Source organism: Halalkalibacter nanhaiisediminis (assembly GCF_007830185.1).
In the GTDB taxonomy this organism is placed as follows: Bacteria; Bacillota; Bacilli; order Bacillales; family Bacillaceae_D; genus Halalkalibacter; species Halalkalibacter nanhaiisediminis.
In genome coordinates, this window is sequence record NZ_VLKZ01000003.1 from 429,732 (window position 1) to 448,888 (window position 19,157).

The following is a 19,157-nucleotide window of genomic DNA, read 5'->3' on the forward strand; positions in this document are numbered from 1 at the left end:
AAAATGCTACTTTCTAGTAGATAGTTAACAACAAGTTTCACTCTATTTAAAAATAAAATGATATTTTCAGGAGGGGCACGAATGGTAAAAAAACCGACGATTGACCAATTAAAAAGGATTGCTGAAAAATTCAACCTTGATCTTACAACTGAAGATTTAGCCTCTTATCAAGAGCTAATGAAGGGGACTTTAGCATCGTATGATCGTTTGAGTGAATTAGTAGAACCAACTTTGCCAGTAAAGTATGAACGAAATGCTGGCTACCGTCCTGAACCTGAAGAAAATCAATATAATGCGTGGTATTGGAAAACGAGTATTAAAGGAAGCGGTTCTGGAAAATTAGTAGGAAAGAAAATTGTATTAAAGGATAATGTAAGTTTAGCTGGTATCCCTATGATGAATGGGTCAGCCATTCTAGAAGGCTTTGTACCGAATGAAGATGCAACCATTGTTACGAGAATGCTGGATGAAGGAGCTGAAATAGTAGGGAAAGCAGTTTGTGAAGACTTCTGTCTATCCGGTGGTAGCCATACTTCGGCAACTGGTCCAGTTCTTAACCCGCATGATATTACTCGTTCTACAGGTGGATCTTCTAGTGGGAGTGCGGCCTTAGTTGCTGCAGGGGAAGCAGATATGGCAATAGGTGGTGACCAAGGTGGATCAATCAGGATGCCAAGTTCTTGGTGCGGATTGTACGGACTAAAACCTACATATGGACTTGTTCCTTATACAGGAATTTTTCCGATTGAACAGACGTTAGATCATACTGGACCAATGGCTAGAACTGTGGAGGATGTTGCACTACTTTTAGAAGTTATCGCAGGTAATGATGGCCTAGATCCTAGACAATCAGGATTAAAAGTAAAATCATATACAGAATCACTTATCGGTAATGCTGCAGGCTTAAAAGTGGGGATTGTTAAAGAGGGATTTGGTTGGGAAGGAATATCAGAAGCAGATGTCGATGAATTAGTGAAAGAAGCTGCACTCACATTGGAGAGTACTGGAGCGATTGTAGAGGAAGTTTCCATTCCTATGCACCGAGATGGTCTTCATATCTGGAATGGTATTGGTATAGAAGGGTTAACGACTTTAATGATCAATCAAAACGGAATGGGGTCAAATTGGAAGGGGCACTACAGCACAAAACTACTGGATGCCTACGGGAAAGCTAGAAAAACAAGAGCAAATGAATATTCTGAAACGGTAAAATTATCGATGTTACTAGGGCAGTATGTACAGGAACAATATAACGGTAAATATTATGCTATGGCACAAAACCTAGCGAGAAAATTAACGCAGGCTTACGACGATGCACTAAAAGAATATGATGTGTTAATTCTGCCAACTACGCCAATTAAACCAACAAAAATTCCAGCAAAAGATGCTCCAAGAGAAGAGGTTATTAAGACAGCATTGGAAATGATCCAAAACACTGCACCTTTTAACATAACAGGACATCCTTCACTTAATGCTCCTTGTGGAACAATCGATGGACTTCCAATCGGAATGATGATCACGGGAAGAAAAGGTGAAGACGACATCGTCCTACGAGTTGCTCATGCTTTTGAGACAACTAATAAGTATGCTACGTTGTAATTTAAATAGAGTAAGATTTTGAATACTGCTAGCTCGTTATGAGGTTAACTACTCATAGCGAGCTTTTTAGGTTTGGGTTAAATAGCTTTTGAAGTATCCAAAGGAAATTTTTAATGAACTAAAATATTGAAATAATCTTCAATGCCTTGAAAAATACAGAAAAAAGGTAAATCCTTAAGTGGAGATAACGAAATATGACAAAAGTCGGGGAATGATTCTTTATGATTGTTTATTTAAGGAGTGCATAATGGTTGGCATTGAGGAACATTCTTATTCATTGTCTTTGGAATCTCCTAATTTTGCTACATAATCTATCAAAAAATGAAAAATGATAAGTGGCAAAATTGAACCTATTCCAATATAAAGTACAGAAAATATAATCCCAAAAACAGTGGTTCTTATAACCCCAGTTATGAACCCTTGATAGGTATGAGCTAATCCGAATAAAAGTGAAGCCGAAAATATAACTAACCAAACAGAGAGATTTGGAAACAAATAAGCCAAAGCAAAAATTAAAAATCCTCTATATATTATTTCTTCGGTAATTCCTGCTGTTAAAGAAACATAGTTCCATAATTTTTTCTCTTTATTAGAAACAGGCAATATTTCTGAAAAACCGACATTGGCATATTCTTTCTGTTTTGCTTGTTCAAATTTAGTCCTAATCTTATCGCTAAATTGGTAGCCGATAGAATAATACAAGACACCAATTAAATATAAGAAAGCAACTACAAATACTGAATAAGTAACCAATGAGCCTAAAGTGTTAGTGTTAATGCTTGGGAAAGATAAACCAATATCTTTTAAAGTTAATTCTGTAAAAATAACTAAAAGTAATATGAAAATAGTAGGGATCCAAAGATCAACTATTGAACTTTTATAAAACTTCAACCTCGCATCTTGATTTTCTCTTACGTTAACTTTAAATCTTTTAAAATCAAAATACCCAATTATCGGTTCATATAATAAAGCAAAGATGATGACCAACCAAAAACCAATTTCCATCAACTTCACTCTCCTCTTTCTTTTATTTTATCATTTTTAAAAACAATCTTCTCAAAAACAACAATTTTTACGAAAACAGCCTATAACTTTTTCAGGGGAAACCTCTGACAATATTTTACCAATCATATCATGTCAAAGATTTATGGAAGAAATAAGGTGACATACTGTTAGGGAGATGAACCATGATGATGGTAAAATAGATCATATTAGGTCACTTGTTAACAGGAAGGAGAATCTAATGAATTTCCCTTTTATGCAGATTGCACTTATATTAATCATCATTGTTCTAATTTCTTCTCTTTTTAAACAGCTCCATAAGCTTAATCGTAAATCTAAGTTCTTCCTAATCAAAAGTCGTAATGGCAGCAATAACTCGATTGATACTAATAAATACCGTAAAAGTAAACAAAGAATCGAACTTAAGAAAATGGCAGTTGATCAAGATCACTATTTGTTTTTAGAAGGGTTAATAGAAGGACGAATATCTGAACAGGAATACGATAAATGGGCACATTCGAGGAAACATGAAGGCCCTGACGTTTTTAGGAAGTTATTAAAAAGACCATATCAAATTAGGAAGCTATAAATTTATAGGTGAGGAAGTAATTTATGTCAAATAAACCTTGTCCATTCTGTTATATCTCAGAGTATATACTTGAAAACGAATCTGCGTATGCGATTTATGACCAGTATCCAGTTAGTGAGGGACATACGCTTATTATTCCGAAGCGTCATGTTGCTGATTATTTTGAGGCAACGTCCGAGGAAAAAGAGGCATTGCATTCTCTTGTTTAGGAGGTTCGCCAGTTGCAAATGGAGCGTTTTTCACCTGATGGGTTTAATATTAGAATGAATTGCGGGGGAAGCGGCGGGGCAAACGATTTTTCATGCACATATTCATGTGATTCCGCGTTATCATGGTGATATGGAGAATCCACGTGGGGGTGTGCGTGGGGTGATCCCATCGAAACAATCTTATTGAAACGTGCATCTAAAATTTCCATACGATAGCTCTTCCCACTGTTTCGATGATTTCTGGAATTCGATCTCATACTAATTTATAATATGTTGGCATCATTGACCCTCTCTGGTAGAGGTTTGTATTGCATAAGAGGTTTAGACATGTCTACCTCTCTTTTTTGTTTCCATCTCTAAATGACTCTAGTAAAATAAAGATAAAATCCTGTATGGAGTTAAATAAATATATGGAGGTGTTATTGTGGCAGACATTAAATACGAAATCATAGAAACAATCGCTATCTTATCTGAATCGCCAAAAGGATGGAAAAAAGAATTGAACTTAATTAGTTGGAACGGTCGTGAACCGAAGTACGATTTACGGGAGTGGGCACCAAATCACGAAAAAATGGGAAAAGGTGTAACATTATCGGTTGAGGAATTAAAGGTGCTGAGAGAGGTTTTGAACAATAGGGAATATTGAACTACCCACCACTTAGCTAAAGCTTGAAGTGGGGGATTCCTACGAACACCAGTGTAACCACCAGTTATTGAGTAGGCTCTACCCGTAGTCCCTACGGTGAAATCTTACCTATTTTGTACATTGGACTCTCCACACATCCTACTCTGCTTGGTTTTCGCTACTTCGGTACATGTGGGGCGATTGTTGCTTGGATATTTTACGTGACAAAGCGTTTCTCGTAACAACCTCATATATCCAGTTTTCAAAGAGCAATCTGTACAAGACTATTTCACCATGCAAATAAGTGTTTTGCTAGGCAAAAAAGACGATTCATCCCCCACTTACTCATTGGGCTTCACCCTTCACATTCCTTGAAGATGGGGGTTTTCTCGCCTACTTAATGATAAAAATGCAGGTAAGAGGGTGGACTCAAACAATAAGAGTTCGCCCTTTCCTTTTACAAGGCAGAAGTGAGATAAAAAGATGATTTATACCGATTCCCTCTAGTAAAAGATTTTGAAGACATCCTGAAGATACATAAAACTTGTGTCAAATCCCCTCGAAAATTTACCCCTACCATTTATTTCAGGTGAATCTTTGAAATATTAATTTCCTGGCGATGCTGAGCTTTATAAAATAATTCACATTGAAAGTTTTATAACGTAACTGTATTGCAACTAGAATGTCTGCTGGACCCCAATTTACGATTCAAGATTCTCTCTTTCATCAAAAAATAAGTATTGGAACTTACCAGAAATTATTAATGAATAATTGTTTAGGCTTTGTTTTATGTGAATATTCTAATCATTACAACATTTTTAAACGATAAAAATAACATTGTAATATATCTAAATAATATTATAATATTATTTATCAGAAAGACAATTGTCTTTTTCAGATGGAATGAGATGGAGGGATCAATCATCCTAAAATCTATTTAGTTAGCTATGATTTCTAGTAGTTGGCTTTTTGGGAAGACTCTAAATATAAGCCAAACTCAGCGATTGTGGTTCGTACATATTTAGTAAAAGTCGTCTATGTCTCTATCATATCTATTTGAAACAGACTTCACTCTATTACTAGGTTATAGAAAGAAAATCAATAACTTTATAAGGAATAATGTGATAATTTTAACTTGAACTAATGGGGGAACATCTATGAAAAGTTTACTACAGAAGTGGAATCGTGTGAGTCTGGTCAAACAAATCATTTTAGGTTTGATTGTTGGTATTATCCTGGCTGTCACAATTCCAGAAGTGGCAAAGCCAGTTGCCATTTTAGGCTCTTTATTTGTCGGTGCTTTAAAAGCCATTGCGCCTGTGTTGGTGCTTATCTTAGTTATGTCGGCCATTGCTCAGCATAAAAGCGGCCATCAAACGAACATGAAATCGATTATTGTCTTGTATCTTTTGGGAACGTTTTTAGCAAGTTTAATCGCTGTCATTGTAAGTTTTATTTTTCCTGTTGGTTTAACGCTTGCAGACGGAGCTGAAGGTATCGCGCCTCCTAGTGGTGTGACAGAAGTGTTAAAAACATTGCTGATGAACGTTGTCGATAATCCAGTAAATGCGATTATGAATGCGAACTATATCGGGATTTTAGCTTGGGCGATTGTTCTTGGTTTGGCGCTAAGAAATGCTGCTGACACAACGAAAACGCTCATTGCGAATTTTTCGGATGCGGTATCAAAAGTGGTTGCATGGGTGATTAAGTTGGCCCCACTAGGAATCATGGGTCTAGTCTTTCAGTCTATTACAACAAATGGACTTGAGTCGTTGCTAAGCTATGGGAAACTGCTTGCTGTTTTGATTGGCTGTATGGTTTTTGTCGCGCTAGTTGTTAATCCAATCATTGTGTTTGCAGTTATTCGTCAAAATCCTTATCCGCTTGTGTTTAAATGTTTAAAGGAAAGCGGAATTACCGCATTCTTTACACGCAGCTCAGCTTCTAATATTCCAGTTAATATGAGATTGTGTGAAAATTTAGGTTTGGATAAAAATAGTTATTCCGTTTCCATTCCATTAGGGGCAACGATCAATATGGCAGGTGCTGCTGTTACGATTTCGGTTTTAACACTTGCGGCAGTTCACACTCTCGGCATTCAAGTGGACATTCCTACGGCGATTATCTTGAGCGTACTTGCAGCAGTATGTGCTTGTGGTGCTTCAGGTGTTGCTGGAGGCTCTTTATTACTAATTCCTCTAGCAGCTAGCTTATTTGGAATTCCAACTGATATTGCTATGCAAATCGTTGGGGTAGGCTTTATCATCGGTGTTTTACAAGACTCGTTTGAAACGGCACTTAACTCATCCACAGACGTTCTTTTCACGGCAGCAGCTGAATTTAAAGAGTGGCGTAAAGAAGGTAAGAAAATAGAGATCAATTAAGAAAAATGCATCTATCTGAGATTGAATGGCCTCTCCAACTGTTAGTTTAACAATTGGAGGGGTTGTTTTTTTAGGGATAAATGATTGCTAGTAAAAACAGCATCCTGTTCAACTTTACCACCAAGAAATTCACACATAGTTGGCATGGACATATGAGGAGATCTAAGAGCGCATAATATCTCATTTTGTTCATTTTCGATAATGGCTGCGACAACTTTTATGGCTTTTTTCAAGGAGTAACCTCCAATAATGTTTTACCAATTATATGATGTCAACAATTTATGGAAGAAATAAGATGACATTCTGTTAGAGAGATGAGCCATGATAATGATAAAATAGAATGGATTAAATGTAGGGCTTTATTTGATATGATTTTTATAATACATAAACGGAAATTCCGCGAAAGGAAACTGGATGAGGAATGAATAGTGAAGAGTTACTTAATAAAATCAAACATTTAAGCATCTGGAAAAAAGGTGATCAACGGGCTCCGCACAAACCGTTGCTTATTTTATTTGCACTTGGACAGCTACAGGTAAACAATCAGCAAAGCTTATCTTATGAGGAAACGAGAGAGCCATTAAAACAGCTATTAATTGAATTTGGACCTCAACGTTCTTCTTATCATCCAGAGCAGCCTTTTGTTAGATTAACGAGTGATGGTTTATGGCAATTGAACAAGGAAGTGGATAAAAGGAAATTTACAGATCGATTTTTGTTACATCATGAGGTAGTGGGCGGTTTTAAGGAAGAAGTGTATTTGTTACTTACTGGTGATAACAAGTTAGTTCAGAATATTGCAGAATCTTTACTGCGTGAACATTTTCCAGAGACGATTCATGAGGATATTCTTCGTGCAGTAGGACTTGATTTTGAAACTTCTAAACGAAGACAAAGAGATGCTAAGTTCCGAGAAAAGATTTTACAAGCGTACGAATACAGCTGTGCAGTGTGTGGATTCAATGTGCGGTTAGGACACAATTTAGTAGGAATCGAGGCAGCGCATATTAAGTGGCATCAAGCGGGTGGGCCTGATACGGAAGAGAACGGAATTGCTTTATGCTCGATGCATCATAAGCTTTTTGATCGTGGTGTTTTTACTTTTTCAGAGAGCCGAGAGTTATTGGTCGCAACACAAGCACATGGGACGCATGGTTTTGATGAGTGGTTGATGAGGTATCATGGTAAACAGCTTCGATCACCGATTCATCCGTTGTATCAACCACAGGAACGTTTTATACATTGGCATACGCGAGAGGTTTTTAGGGGGCCAGCTAGGTATCAGGTGAATTGATACGTAGTGGGAAGCTGTTTATAATAAATGATTTATAGAAAAATCCCGTAATCCATCAGAGGTGCACTTCAAATGGAAGAGATCAAAAAACGATTAGCAACATATCCAAAAAGAACGATTACGTTAACTCAGCTTGAAGAGTTGATTAAACCATATATTCATACATACGAACAGTTTGCGGATACGATTTTACAATTGGAGTCAGAGGAAGTATTAGGGATGGTGAAAGCGAAAGGGCGAACGGCCAGAACGCCATCTCTTGCGTTGCAGTACCGCATTGATAAGAGCTTACTAGCAATGAACCATCACAAGGAGCTCCAACGTTTCCGTAATCTTCTGCATCCGTCAATTAATATAGATGACTATTACCGTAAAGATCCTTCAATTTGGCAAAATGACCTAGCTACTATTTTAAAAGTGGATGAATACATCAAGACATATTCCTTTCCATCAGAACAAGTGCCTGCACCTGAACGCAGCTTTGAAATAGTCGGGGATGAAAAGTGGCTGGTTGAAAAAGGCGGCAAGGAGCTTTTGGAGCGAATTGGTGTATTTAATAAGCTTAAGATTATTCCTGTTTCTGAACCTCTTATGTTTGCGATTAATCCAACGAATATTCAAAACAGTATTCAGCTTCATTTAATCGTTGAAAATAAGACAACCTATCAAGGGTTACTGCCTGCCCTCGTTGAAACTGAGTTTTCGACGCTTATTTATGGTAGTGGAAAATCGGTGATTAAAAGCATTGAGCAGTTTGCGATTCAGTACCCGCTCGAGGCAGATCATCAGTTTTTTTATTTTGGTGATTTAGATCGAGAAGGTTTGATGATTTGGTATTCGTTAACGAAAAGGCAGCCTGTTCATGTCGCTTTGCCATTCTATCTAGCTTGTTTAGCAAAAGAGGCAGTTGCAGGAAAGGATTATCAGCGAGAACACATCGAAGCTCTTGAGGTCTTTCTTCTTTTCTTTCTGCCAAAACAGCAGGATGTGATCAGAATGCTATTAGCGGAAGGTAAGTATTATCCTCAAGAAATTTTAAAGACACAAGAATTACAGATGATTTGGAGGGAAGCTGATTGGAAGGCCTTGATGTAAATGAGTTAACGCGTGGATATCGGGAGCGGATCAGACGGCTTGCTCTTTTTGAACCATTGCATGTATTAGAGAGAAAACGTGAAGAGGATTTAGAAGGTAAGAGCATTGATATGAAAGGATTCGGTCTGCTTACGTTATTATTTTTCTTTGAACAAAAGCTGATGAGGCAATCGAAAACAGGTGTGAAGCAGCTGGCAGCTTTTTTAAAAAGCGTATCAGAGCAGAGATATCTCCTGCCAGAAGAAAAATATGAAGTGCTGGCAAGGTCGATCATTCAAACCTTTCGTCCGACTGACGGAAAGAAACGTCGTTATTCGTATTATGATTGGGAAGTGAACGAGGAGCAATCAATTGAATATTCGATCTTGAAAGCCAATAATTTCGATATCAAAACGAATACGCAATATTACACGTTAGATGAGGACGGGCTTGAGCTACTTTTTGCGACGAAGGAGTTTTATAGTGAGTTCCAGCTTTCGATTAATCAGCTGATCCTTAGAAGGCAGTTAGAAAAAGGGGAGTTTAAAGGGGCTCTTAGGCAAATTAATGAAATGCGCATTGATGTGGAGACGTTAGAGGAACGTATGATTAGGCTGAAGCATGAGATTCAGCGGAGCATTGTGTCAGAGGAAACATTCGAGCGGTATAAGCAGCTTCTTGAAGACATTTATGAGCGCCTTGCGCGTGAGGATGAAGAGTTCAAGGAGCTGCGCTTGTTTGTCAAAGAGACGAGAGAGCGCCTTTATTCACAAGACGTTCATCAAAAGGAAAGACAAACTTATGGTTATGTTTTGAAAATTAATCGCGAGCTAGAAGCGGTTCATTATGACCATTCGCGATTATTAGATCAAACGTTGACATTGAAAAACACGACGCTTATCACAGCGCAAGAGTCTCTTTATTTTACGGGTATTCATTCTTTTAACTTTGATCAGGATATAGTTTCTCATATTGTCTCCGGGCCTTTACCAGTAGAAGCGATGAAAGGGGTTCTTCATCCGTTTTTACAAGTTGAAGAGAATGAACGGTGGTCCCCTTTAGCTGTGTTGGCTGAGCAAAATATTACCGAAGAACGAGAGGGAAAAGTGGATCAAGGATTTATTGAGGTGGGCGATGAACAGACTTATAATCCACACCGACAGTGGCTGACACAAAAGTATAAAGAGCTAATGGAACTTTTCCTACAAGCTTATGGCGAGCAGAAAGGTAGCACACTTTCAGCCTTTATGAATTTTCTTTTTGAAAATGATCAAGCTGTTGTGTATGAACAGCGGTATTTCTACGATTTTTGGTTGATTCTCCACCAACGATCGCCGATTATTCAAGGGGATGTCGATGAACAGGAAGGAAAGACGTTGCTTGGAGATGCGTTAGCGCTTATTGGAGATCTCACTCTGATCATTAAAGAAGGAAAAGGGATCATTCAAAAAGTGGACCGCTATTCGATTCAAGAAATGATCATAGAAATGGAGGGAGCAGAGGATGAATTATCCTGAGAAAAAAGTCATTATGGCTTTTCAGCTTTATACAAAACTAGCACGAGATGGGGTTTCAGACGTACAAGCGGTCCAACTCTATAAAGCGGATGATGATATTCGTGCTCTTCTTGATACGTTTAGCCATCAAGTTGATTGCGTGATCATTCTAACGAGTGAACAAATGTGTATGGTACCAAGAACGCGGCTCTCTCCTTTTCATGTCAGCAATGACTGGATTAAGCGACAATATTTGCGTTCTGGTGCGACAAATGGAGATATTTATCTGTTATATTTTTCGACGATTATTCTGTTAGGTAGCTTCTATGATACGTATCAAAGTCAAGAGCCGACGAGGCAATTTATTCGTATAGATGAATGGGTTCATTTTATACAAGAGCGGATTGATCAATTAAAAGCTCATGATACGGAAGAGCTGAAGGAATTAGAAAAGGAATTTTCATATAATTGGTCTTTAATCATTGAGAAATGGGAAGATATGAATGATATTAAGGAAACGGCGAAAAAGCAAAGCGGCAACACCATTAGCCGTTTAAGCTTTATTGATACGGTGAAACGATTTTTGGTTGATCAAGAGGTAGTTCAAGAGATTGGCAATGATGAAATTACGTTAACAGAAAAAGCAAAAACGATTATTCAGCGCTTCTTTATGGAAGTGGAGTATAACAAAGGTATTTTTGAATTTATTTACGGGTTTGAAAGGGAGGAAGAGCATGCCAGCGATTAGTAAAATTCGGTTAACAAACGTTGTATATGAAGAAGGGAATAAGCGATATAATGATGAGCTATTCTTGTTTGATGGACATAACGGAGCAATTTTACTAGAAAATGGTGGCGGAAAGACGGTTCTCATTCAAACAGCATTACAAGCAATCATTCCTCATACGAATTTAGCCGAGCGACAACTGAGAAACACGCTTCTTCTTGAAAATGCCCCTGCTCATATCGCGATCGAATGGATCATAAATGAAAAGCCAAGACGATATGTCGTGACGACTGTAACCCTTTTTATGACGAAGCATGGGCTTGATTCGCTTCGATACGTCTATGAATATGAAGCAAATGCCCCAAATGGCATTGATGAAATTCCTTTTGTTCGCGGAACTGAGATGAAACGAACGGCGGATCGAGGAGAAATGCAAGACTATTATAGCCATATGCGTGAACGTTCCTTTTTGGCTCGTACCTTCCAAACGATTAAGGAATATCGTAGCTTTCTTGAAGAACAGTATCATATTATTGCCAACGAGTGGGAAAGTGTTGTCAAAATTAATAGCTCTGAAGGTGGAGTTGAGGCTTTTTTTGATGATTGTAAAAACACGAATCAGTTGTTTGATCGTCTGTTAATTCCAACGGTTGAACAATCGATTGCTGGTCATGATGAAAAAATGTTTGCCGATATGTTTGAAAAGCAGCATACAAGCTTTAAGCAGTATAAAAAGTTAAAAGAGACGATTGAAGAAAATAAACGGATTCAACAGGAATTAGAAACATTTGTTCGAGCGTTTGAACAGCTTCATCAAAAGAAACTAGCATACAAAAAAACAAAGCAAAAGGCAAAAGGTACGTGGGAAGAAACCCAGCTGCAAAAGAAAAAGATAACGGACGAACAAACGGTTCTGTTTGAAAAGTTGGAGGAATGGAAGCAAAAAGATTACGAGTACGCCATTAATTCTGCTTCTTATGAGATTGCTGTTGAAAAATCGACCCTAGACAGCTTAACGAAAGAGTATAATCAAGCTTTTGCGAAGTATGCCCAGTTAGAAGAAGAGCTTAAACGTAATCATTTGGACTATTATTCGCTTAAACTAGCGGAGCTAAAGGTCGAGCAGAAGAACTTCAAAGATCAACTGAAGCATTTTGAAGAGGAAATGGACAAGCTGAACCAGACAGAAGAGCTTGAGGATTTGGAAGAGCAGTTAGAAGAGGCAAAACGTGCGTTACTCGGGTTCTTTATCGGGAAAATCGAAGAGATTGAAAAAGAGATACAGGGTGTAAACTTTGAGTTGAATCCGATTGAAGAGCAGCTTCAGCGATCACAAGACAGGTTCATTTCATTGCAGGTAAAAGAAACAGAACAGGAAAAGAACCAGTCTAGTATGAAAAGTGTTCTAGAAACGCGAAAGAAGGATATGGATCAACTAGAGCAGCAGCTGTTAGCCAATCCAATGCAACAGCGTGTCCAAGAAGAAATCGTCAACTGGAATAATCGCTATCAATTTTTAGATGATGAGATTATTCGATTGCAGCAAGAGGAAAAGCAGATTGAAATTGAAAAAAGTGAGGCGCAAAAGCGAAAAGATGCTCTTCAAGAAGAAAGAGTGAAACGAGAGCGCGAGCGTGATTCCATCGAATATCAGCTTGATACAAACAACAAAGAGCAGAAAAACTTGATTGCCACCCTTTCTGCTGTTCGTCCGCAATGGGCAGCTCTTGAAAATGTGTATGAGAATGAAAGCTCGATTGCTTCAAGACTAGTTGAAGCAATTGAAAGATTTGAGAAAGAACGAAGCCATTTACTGTACTTGGAGCGAATCGCGCATCGGTTTGTCGATGATTATGACAAGCAAAATGTCTTCTTTAGTGATTCCTTTGTCGAGTCCCAGTTAAAGTCTTGGAAAAATCAGGTTGACTTATTACTGACAGGGGGTGAATATATCCAGTCATTAGATGCGGCTGATTACCTTGAGAAAAAAAGCTATCCTCTCTGGTCGTTAACACTGATAACAACAAATAAATCCAAGGCTATGTTGCAAGAAAAATTAAACGGTGTAGCGGACCGACTGCAATTTCCAATCCATGTCATGACGACAGAAGAAGCAGCTGTCGCTCATAAAGACGAAAGCCCACACTTGTGGATAGCACCTCTTCATTGGAGAAAGGGAATGGAAGCTGAATCGTTCCAACATTGGAAAGAAGATATCGCTAAAACAGCGAATGAAACAATCCTTTCAAGAGAGCAAAAAGAAAAGGAAATGAAAAAGTGGGAACATGCTCAAAAAGCCTTTGACGACTTTTCGGTACAATTTCCATATGAAAAAATGACCAAGTTACAGGAAGAGCGCTCAACGATCATACGTCAAATAGAGCGGCTCTCTCTTAGTATCGTAAAAGAAGATAAGCAATTGGAAGAATTACAATCTAAGCTTACTCTTTTAAAAGATACTGTCAAAAAAGACCAGGATGAAATGAAAGGACTGGAGTGGAAGGTTGAACGAGGAAATCTCTACCTTCAGTATAGCCGAGAAGTAGAAGAGGCGAAAAAGAAAGAGAAGCAGGTAAAGGCAGAGCTTGCGGAACTCAAAAAAGAAGTAGTTAACGTCAAACTCCAATATGATGCTTTATTTGAACAAAAGGCAGAGCTCGACAAAAGAAGCGGCTCTTTAAATACGGAATTAAGCATCTTAAAACGAGATGAACAGTTTATTGCTGTTCAACCCCTTACGCCACTATTTTCAGGTGAGGGCAAGCAGATGATTCGAGAGAAAATTCGCAACCTAGAATTTAAAATTCGAGCCATTCAAGTCAGTTACGGAGAATGGAATGCGAAATTAGAAAACGCAAAGGCTGGCATAGAACGAACGAGTAAGGCAATGGATGAGTTGCGCATCGAACATGGACGGCTTGATGAGGATATGCTTTTTCCAAGTGACGGGATGCAATTATTGAAGGATCTTTGGGGGAAAATAGAGCAGAGCAAGAAACAAGTTGCTGCTTTCAATCAAGAGGTGGAGCAGAAATCATTTGCAAAGGAAAAGCAAGAAGGAAAGTGGGAGAGTAAGGTCGAGCAATTTCAGGAAAAGTATCCTTATGACACAATCTTTGAATTTACCATGGCATTAGCGGAAGTAAAGGAAGAATTAAAGAGTGCAGCATTAACGTTAAAAGAAAGCAAAAGCTACCTTGAACAAGAGAAGAACAGAATGGGACAAGAGCTTGCAAGCATTGAGGGAGCTGAACGTGGCTTAGAACGTTTTATCGAAAAGCATCACTTTAATGCACCAGATATTAAGGCCATCTCGTTGAATTCAGAAGAAACCAGAACTTTCACATATCAACGTAAACCATTTGTTGACGCGATTATTCGCGAGCTCGAACAAGTGAAGGAAGCATTGCAAAGTGAGAATGAGAAAGTCGAGCGTGAAAAGCAGTCCTTTAGAGAATTTAGCCAAACGATTAGCGATATGAAGATGCGGAAGATGGCTGAAAATGGTATTGAATATAAACGAACGTACGAAGACTTAATCGATTTTAAGAAAAACATGCTTACAAGTGTCGAGAGAGCGACCAATTATGCAAATGAATATATTCGTCAAAAGGATACAGAGCTGCAAGCCTTTATTAATCAGATTCATGCTCACTTAAAAACGCTCGTTGAGGAATTAAAACAAATTCCTAAAAAGACGCGAGTGAAAGTAGAAAATGATTGGAAACAAATTTTTACGTTTGCGATTCCAGAATGGGAAGAGGAAGACGGAAAAAATCGGATTCGTGATTATATTGAATGGATTCTAGAGCAGCTAGAATCTGAGCGGTTCCTCAATGATCAAGGGATACAAGATGATGGCAAAGTCAGAAAACAAATTGATATGTGGCTGCAATCTAAACAGTTGCTTCAAATGGTCATGAAAAACGAAGGCATGAAAGTGAATTGCCGCAAAGTGACAAATGATAACAAAGTCACGACAAGGTCTTATTCGTGGGAACAAAGTAACGTTTGGTCTGGTGGAGAAAAATGGAGTAAGAATATGACGCTCTTTTTGGGCATCCAAAATTATATTGCGGAGAAAAAGCAATACATCCAACCAAACATGAAACGTCACAGAACTGTTATCCTAGACAATCCATTTGGAAAAGCTTCAAGTGATCACGTTTTAAGTCCAGTCTTTTTTGTCGCTGAACAACTAGGTTTCCAAATCATTGCCCTAACCGCTCACGCAGAAGGAAAATTCCTGCAAGACTTTTTCCCAGTCATCTATAGCTGCCGCTTACGCGAATCAGTCGACTCTTCTAAAAAAGTGATGACAAAAGAAAATGGCTGCACCATGCCTACTTCCAGGACCATGAACCTAAATCAATGGACAGACTTGGAGAGAATGAGCAGATGGTGTTGTTTGAGTTTGAGTAGGGATAACATGGCTGTCCAATTGAAATATGTTAAAAAGAGGATCAATTGTCGTGTAGGCAGTTGATTCTTTTTGTCATGAGGAATGGAGTTATTATGGTTTTGGTGTAATGTAGTGAAGCAGTGAATGTTTTCATTTATTAAGAGCAATTATTATACCTTCCATAAAAGCATATGGTTCACTGGCACAAATGTATTAGAAAGGATTTTTCGTTTCAATTATTTTCATTATTGGAAAAATCTAATAAACTAGATAAGAACAATAGAAAACTAGTGTCTTACGAAAGAAAGGAGGGGAAATGTAATGAAGCAGTTTATAAATAACCTATTTATTACGGCACTTGTGATGTTTATTTTATTGTTTTTTGTATCAACTATTTGGCAAGAGCCGTTTGTTTTTGAATTAATCTCAGCGATGGGGTTGGTGATGCTTGTCTCGATCTTTATCGTCTTTCCAAAACGTGCTCTCATACTACCAATTATATTAATCATGCTGTCGATTTCGATTATATCGCTCACTTCATCGTCTCCTGTTGTTTTATGGAAAGGATTGCGTGAGATGAGTGTGATTATTCCACTCGTTATCCTAATTAATCTTGTTAGCTGGATTATCGGGCATCGCCCTTATGTCAAAGCGCTTATGAATCATGGCAAAAAGCAGATCACGACACCCATTCGTTTTTTCTCACTTGTAGCGGCTTTATCTCATTTTATTTCTTCCTTTATGGCTGTTGGAGGGGTTGCTTTTGTTTATCAAATGTTTCGGGATACGAAAAAGCAGTCGGTTTCTCAAGAATCCTGGGACTTTATATTAAGTGCTGCGGTTATGCGAGGATTTACACTAACCGTTTTATGGACGGTTGTTCATCCAGCATTTGCATATGGTATTGCAGGAACGAATGCACCACTTTTGCCTACCGTATTGAAAGGCTTAGGTCTTGCTTGTATCGGTTTTGTTATTAGTATTATTATTTTCATGATTGAAATGAAACGAAAACAGATTTCTGCAAGTGTCATATCTGATCTCTCCGTTCGTCCCGAGGATAAACTTGATGGACTTGTTTGGAGATTTTTGTTTTGGGTTTCACTTCTTATGGGAGGTATATTGATCTCAAATCAGTGGCTGCATCTTGATATTTTGCTGGCGGTTCCTATCGTGATTGTCACTGTCACAACCCTTTATTTTATCAGCAACAAATCGATGTCAGAGTATAAGCAACTGTGGGTTCGGCTAGTGACCGTTGATTTAGACAAGAAGAAAAAAGAAATGTCTGTTATTTTATCAGCTGGCTTATTAGTTGCTACATTAAAGGAAACAGGATATGATCAGCTCTTATTCGGGTACTTTTTACATGCGGTGGATGTACTAAACTTGAATATATTAATTGGCTTAACGTTCGTCGTGATTTTGCTAGGATTTTGTGGGTTACCCCCGATCCCTGCAATGGTGTTACTGTCAGGGATTTTAGTGGACATTCCAGGTGGATACTCAGCTGATCTAGTTCTTCTATCCTTATTACTTGGTGTTGCTGTCACATTGGTGATAGCGCCAGTAACGGTTCCTCTTCTTTTAATAAGCAGTCAAAATGGGCTCAGCTTAGGTGAGAATGGTTTCCGTTCGAATATTTTGTTTGCGGTGTCTTTGCTAATTGTTGGATTGATATATATTCAGGTTTTGACATTGTTTTAATATGGAGAATTATTTTTTTGAATGCACTGATGTACCCCAGTGCATTTTTGTGATTTTAACAGAACTTCGGTATTAAGTGATGGTGGATTAAAAATGTATGAGATACACAAACCAGAGAATGGTCAACTGATGAAGAGTCATTAGAGTGCTTGAGATATGAAACAAATGAAAGTGGGTTTGCTGTTTGGAAGATCTATTTGCGTAGCTAGATATTTTAAGAGAACAGATACAAGACTGAACATAACGATATGGTCGTTTCAAAAGTCTGTCAGTGTTAGAAATTCTGACGGGCTTTTTTTGTGATTTTAGCTAGTAAAAATGACTATCTCATTTTATTCGTAATGCTCAAATTAACAAGTATTTAAGTACTTTTTCGCATTTTTCGTATTGAAAAAATAAATTCTTTTAGATTTTTATTGTTGTAAATATTAAAAAAATTAAAAAATTTATGTTGAAATGCTTTGTGGCTAGTAATACAATTACAAATAATAAATCTAAAACTTCATTTTTATTTAAAAAAGAAGTTAATACTTCAAAGAAGGGGGCAATTATGAAAATATTAATTGGTGAAATTGCACACGAAACAAACACATTTTCATCAGTGAAAACAACAGTAGAGTCATTTAAGCAATGGAAATGGCTTCATGGAGAAGAAATCATAGAAAAGCACCGAAGAGTAAGAGATTATCTAGGAGGGATGATTGATCGCTCTGATGAGATAGGCATAGAAATAGTCCCTACTTTTGCTGCTTTTGCTATGCCGTCTGGAATGATTACTAGAGAAACCTATCAAAGACTGATTCAAGAATTAATTGAAGGAATAAAAAGTGCAGAGTCGTTTGATGCGATTTGTCTTGCACTTCATGGAGCTGGTGTTGCTGAAGGTGTTGATGATCTTGAGGGAGACATTTTGTTAGCAGTTAGAGAGGAGATCGGCTATGAGATTCCGCTTGTTGTAACCCTTGACCTACATGGGAATATAACGGATCAAATGGTTAAAGAAGCGGATGTCCTATTAGGTGTTAATTATTATCCGCATATTGATACGTATGAAAGAGGAAAAGAAGCTATTGATGTTGCAAGACAGATTCTATTAGGCGAACTTAAGCCAACAATGAGTCTTAAGAAACTTCAACTTATTATTCCAACATCAACTACTAATTTATCTCCTGCAAAAGAGATTAATGAACGATGTTGGGAACAGGAAGCGAAAGAATCGATTATAGACTGTACATTCTTTCATGGTTTTTCATACGCTGATATCCCATTTACAGGTGTGACAGTTTTAACTACTACTAATAATGATCAAGATCTCGCAGCGCAAACGTCAGAAGAGATAGGGAAGGAAATTTGGAAGGTCAGAGATAAATTTTTTCTACCTATTGATTCTCCTGATGAGGGAATTACTAAAGCGCTAAAAGTTGAGGGCAAACCAATTGTTATTAACGAAAGTTCAGATAATCCTGGAGGAGGTACTCCGGGAGATGGCACATATTTACTTTCAGCGATGATAGAAGCGAAGCTTGAAGATGCTTGTTTTGGGTTTATTTATGATCCAGAAGTTGCTGATATTGCACACTCACAAGGAGTAGGGAGCACAATAAATGTAAAGCTCGGTGGGAAAACAGACAATATGCACGGGAATCCTATCCCGCTTCAAGCCTATGTCAAATCTGTGTCCGATGGTCAATTTGTTCAATCCTCTCCAATGGGTAAAGGAACAAAAGTGAATTATGGGAAGTCAGCAAGGTTAGTCGCAAATGGGATTGATATTATTGTTTGTTCGAAAAGTTCTCAAACGTTTGATGAACAAATTTTCTTATTACACGGTATAGATGTCTTAACGTATAAAATTGTCGCTTTAAAATCTAGTCAACACTTTAGAGCAGCTTTTGAGCCTTTAGCTAAGGCAATTATCCCTGTGAATTCACCAGGGCTTAGTAGTTCAAATCTATTTGATTTCCCATTTGAACGTATAAATAGACCTATTTATCCACTAGAATCTGTGATTAATCAACTACTCTCTTAATAGCAAGTAAAAGGTAA

General features: G+C 37.8%; 14 protein-coding genes and 1 pseudogene. 13 read left to right on the plus strand and 2 right to left on the minus strand.

What is annotated here, in order from left to right; all coding sequences use genetic code 11:
- Positions 1-81: 81 nt before the first annotated feature.
- The gene (locus IQ10_RS07435) at positions 82-1,599 is read left to right on the plus strand and encodes an amidase (RefSeq protein WP_144449828.1); all 1,518 of its coding nucleotides are present in this window, start codon (positions 82-84) and stop codon (positions 1,597-1,599) included.
- A 270-nt stretch (positions 1,600-1,869) separates the two neighbouring features.
- On the opposite strand, the gene IQ10_RS07440 is transcribed toward IQ10_RS07435, so the two are convergent.
- Complete coding sequence (locus IQ10_RS07440) at positions 1,870-2,604, minus strand: CPBP family intramembrane glutamic endopeptidase (RefSeq protein ID WP_144449829.1); 735 nt, start codon at positions 2,602-2,604, stop codon at positions 1,870-1,872.
- A gap of 238 nt (positions 2,605-2,842) precedes the next feature.
- Here IQ10_RS07440 and IQ10_RS07445 point away from each other — a divergent pair, with 238 nt between their 5' ends.
- The 5 genes from IQ10_RS07445 to sstT all read left to right on the plus strand — a co-directional run bounded on the left by IQ10_RS07445 (position 2,843) and on the right by sstT (position 6,411).
- On the plus strand, positions 2,843-3,190 hold the full coding sequence (locus tag IQ10_RS07445; protein WP_144449830.1) for a hypothetical protein: 348 nt from the start codon (positions 2,843-2,845) through the stop codon (positions 3,188-3,190).
- Between the two features lie 23 nt (positions 3,191-3,213).
- Positions 3,214-3,399 (plus strand): HIT family protein, encoded by a 186-nt coding sequence (locus tag IQ10_RS18390; protein ID WP_242009779.1) that lies wholly within the window; start codon positions 3,214-3,216, stop codon positions 3,397-3,399.
- Between the two features lie 85 nt (positions 3,400-3,484).
- A complete protein-coding gene (locus tag IQ10_RS18560; RefSeq protein WP_277877952.1) occupies positions 3,485-3,586 on the plus strand; it encodes an HIT family protein in 102 nt (33 codons plus the stop codon).
- A 237-nt stretch (positions 3,587-3,823) separates the two neighbouring features.
- On the plus strand, positions 3,824-4,045 hold the full coding sequence (locus IQ10_RS07455; protein ID WP_144449831.1) for a YdbC family protein: 222 nt from the start codon (positions 3,824-3,826) through the stop codon (positions 4,043-4,045).
- Between the two features lie 1,136 nt (positions 4,046-5,181).
- Entirely contained in the window at positions 5,182-6,411 is a 1,230-nt protein-coding gene (gene sstT / locus IQ10_RS07460) for a serine/threonine transporter SstT (protein ID WP_144449832.1), read from the plus strand.
- A gap of 104 nt (positions 6,412-6,515) precedes the next feature.
- On the opposite strand, the pseudogene IQ10_RS07465 reads toward sstT, so the two are convergent.
- Positions 6,516-6,644, minus strand: a pseudogene (locus tag IQ10_RS07465) (8-oxo-dGTP diphosphatase MutT); the annotation flags it as partial.
- 188 nt (positions 6,645-6,832) lie between these two features.
- Between IQ10_RS07465 and IQ10_RS07470 the strand changes: the two are divergent.
- The 7 genes from IQ10_RS07470 (at position 6,833) to IQ10_RS07500 (ending at position 19,140) form a co-directional block, all read left to right on the plus strand.
- Positions 6,833-7,705 carry a phosphorothioated DNA-binding restriction endonuclease gene (locus IQ10_RS07470; RefSeq protein ID WP_144449833.1) on the plus strand — a complete coding sequence of 291 codons (873 nt, stop codon included), beginning with the start codon at positions 6,833-6,835 and terminating at the stop codon, positions 7,703-7,705.
- Between the two features lie 72 nt (positions 7,706-7,777).
- Positions 7,778-8,800, plus strand: coding sequence for a Wadjet anti-phage system protein JetD domain-containing protein (locus tag IQ10_RS07475; RefSeq protein WP_144449834.1), 1,023 nt, complete (start codon positions 7,778-7,780; stop codon positions 8,798-8,800).
- Positions 8,782-10,296 (plus strand): replicative DNA helicase, encoded by a 1,515-nt coding sequence (locus tag IQ10_RS07480; RefSeq protein ID WP_144449835.1) that lies wholly within the window; start codon positions 8,782-8,784, stop codon positions 10,294-10,296. Before IQ10_RS07475 ends, IQ10_RS07480 begins: the two co-directional genes overlap by 19 nt.
- Positions 10,283-11,023, plus strand: a complete 741-nt coding sequence (locus IQ10_RS07485) for a DUF6063 family protein (protein WP_144449836.1) — start codon at positions 10,283-10,285, stop codon at positions 11,021-11,023. The genes IQ10_RS07480 and IQ10_RS07485 overlap by 14 nt, the downstream gene beginning before the upstream one ends.
- Positions 11,010-15,488, plus strand: a complete 4,479-nt coding sequence (locus IQ10_RS07490; RefSeq protein ID WP_242009781.1) for a hypothetical protein — start codon at positions 11,010-11,012, stop codon at positions 15,486-15,488. The genes IQ10_RS07485 and IQ10_RS07490 overlap by 14 nt, the downstream gene beginning before the upstream one ends.
- Positions 15,489-15,725: 237 nt before the next feature.
- Positions 15,726-17,111, plus strand: a complete 1,386-nt coding sequence (locus IQ10_RS07495; protein WP_144449837.1) for a hypothetical protein — start codon at positions 15,726-15,728, stop codon at positions 17,109-17,111.
- Positions 17,112-17,661: 550 nt separating this feature from the next.
- Positions 17,662-19,140, plus strand: coding sequence for a M81 family metallopeptidase (locus IQ10_RS07500; protein WP_144449838.1), 1,479 nt, complete (start codon positions 17,662-17,664; stop codon positions 19,138-19,140).
- Positions 19,141-19,157 lie beyond the last annotated feature (17 nt).